Origin of the sequence: Acinetobacter sp. GFQ9D191M, from assembly GCF_011174875.1 — a bacterium.
In the GTDB taxonomy this organism is placed as follows: Bacteria; Pseudomonadota; Gammaproteobacteria; order Pseudomonadales; family Moraxellaceae; genus Acinetobacter.
Window position 1 is genome coordinate 1 of the sequence record NZ_JAALGV010000147.1, and the last position, 1967, is coordinate 1967.

At 41.0% G+C, this 1967-nt stretch carries 2 protein-coding genes; one reads left to right on the plus strand and one right to left on the minus strand.

What is annotated here, in order from left to right:
- The first annotated feature begins 83 nt into the window (after window positions 1–83).
- Window positions 84–548 (plus strand): ATP-binding protein, encoded by a 465-nt coding sequence (locus G5T77_RS16600; RefSeq protein ID WP_071830580.1) that lies wholly within the window; start codon window positions 84–86, stop codon window positions 546–548.
- A 73-nt stretch (window positions 549–621) separates the two neighbouring features.
- Here G5T77_RS16600 and mph read toward each other — a convergent pair whose 3' ends face one another.
- Window positions 622–1509: an Mph(E)/Mph(G) family macrolide 2'-phosphotransferase gene (mph, locus tag G5T77_RS16605; protein ID WP_071830579.1), complete on the minus strand. Its 888-nt coding sequence runs from the start codon at window positions 1507–1509 to the stop codon at window positions 622–624.
- Window positions 1510–1967: the final 458 nt, after the last annotated feature.

Below are 1967 nucleotides of genomic sequence, written 5' to 3' on the forward strand. Positions count from 1 at the left end.
TGGCCCGCTGCCGACAACGTAATAGGAAGAATAAACGCCCTTTTCACCCAAGTCCAAATTAATTTGCCGATTCCATAATCAGGGTGTATTACAATTCCATAGAGTTTTTCAATCCAGGTGGTTTAGCTGATAACTTAACGATTGATCAGCTTCTTCGTGAAGATTACTCGCCATGGGCGCGCAATAAAAGGATATCTGCCACGTTCAAAGAAGCGCATTTTATTGAAAAATATGGGTCAGGCATCAAACGAATCCAAGAAGGCTTCGCATCCTATGGTCTGCGTCCCCCTGTCTTTGAAAATTTCCAGCACGGTTTTCGAGTTATTGTCTCATCAAAGCTACTTTTCGAATCTAATGAGGGAGTAAGTGAGGGAGTAAATCTACTATTTAATCAGATAAGAACTAATCCAGGAAAGCGTGCACCATTTTTAGTAAACGAGCTATTAGTTCCTGTCAAGATAGTAGAGCGGTGGCTCAAAATCTTAAGAGATGATCATAAAATCGAGTTTCGAGGAGCTCCTAAAAGTGGAGGATACTGGCTAAAATAGAAATCAATGATACTCTTAAGTGGCACCAATCGAACTCCTATTTTAGCATTTAAAAAAGTATCCTCACATCATTTTATTGAACAATACCTAAGGCTGCTCTGGCGGCATTGATATGATTATCGTCGTTGCACTCTACCGCAAAAGCGCCATATGCTAATGGAGCTGCAGCAGCCCTCTCTATAGATTGTTCGTAGAGCCTATCCCATATCGTTCCGCCTTGTTTAGCATACTCCGTTATCAAACTCTTCAGGCTATCCTCTCCAAAAACCGATACGTGACCAGAAAAGTCCAGTGCAGGATCACCCATATGCGCAGTAGACCAATCTATGATACCAGAGGTCTTACCTTCCTTCGAGGTTAAGACATGCCCTGCATAGAGATCGCCATGGATGAAACAAGTGAATTCAGGCCACAAAGGGTCATTGTCCAACCATCTACGGTATCTGTTTTCCAACGGCTCGCTGATACCTATCTCAGATTTCACCAAGTGGATACGGTCAGCTATTTCGGTCCTCAATTCACTTGGAGTCATTATTTTCAAGTTGCTCTTTCTCACATCGTCAGCTGTAATACGATGTAATTCGGCCAATGATTTTGCCAGAGACTCCACATAAGCTATGCTATCGCGATCTATGTTCCAAGAAACCTCATGTGTTATCGCATCGAATGTCAGAGCAGGCGCATCCTCCAGTAAAGGGTAGGCTATTAGGCGCTCCGATACAATTTTCCAATCAGGGACATTGATCGACAGGTTTCTTTTGGCTAAATCCAATATTCTACTTTCATTTTCGATTTGTTCAAGCATATCGCTTCTTCGAGGTATACGGAGTACCCAGTTCTCACCGTTTACTTCCTTTACAAAGGCAACTCTAAAGTCGATGCCCATCTCATTGACGCTCATCTCTTCCGAAATTCTCAGCCCATGCTCTAGGGCTAATGTTTGCATATCTTCGATTGTCATTTCTATACTGTTTTCTTTTATTAAATTGGTACCAGTTCCCCCGACAGGACATTCTGAATGTCATATACAGGTGTAACACTTTACCCATATTCTTTTCGTATGGATAACACTTCCCATCAGGGAACAAAAATCTGATACATGAATTAATTGTGAGACAGTAGACCTACTGTCGCATTGAAGCCATCTCGGCGACTATTTGATTAGGAAAACCAAGGCTTTGCCATCATAGCCTTATCATAGAAGTATAACATAGTTGTAAAGATAGAAAATTATTTTTTATTCATCCATGATGTTATTATTTTATAATAACATCATCTAAACATGTCCTGTCGCTCTTTTGTGCTGTGATATTTCATACCTATTAACTGCTTTCGTTTGAATTATACGACGTTCTACTCACAATAGGGCAAGGGTTACTCATTCCGTAGGATGCGGTTCACGTATAGGAAGAATAAACG

Bases quoted from the DNA above. Each gene is read 5' to 3' on its own strand.
- mph (WP_071830579.1), bottom strand. From the start codon at position 1,509: ATGACAATCGAAGATATGCAAACATTAGCCCTAGAGCATGGGCTGAGA.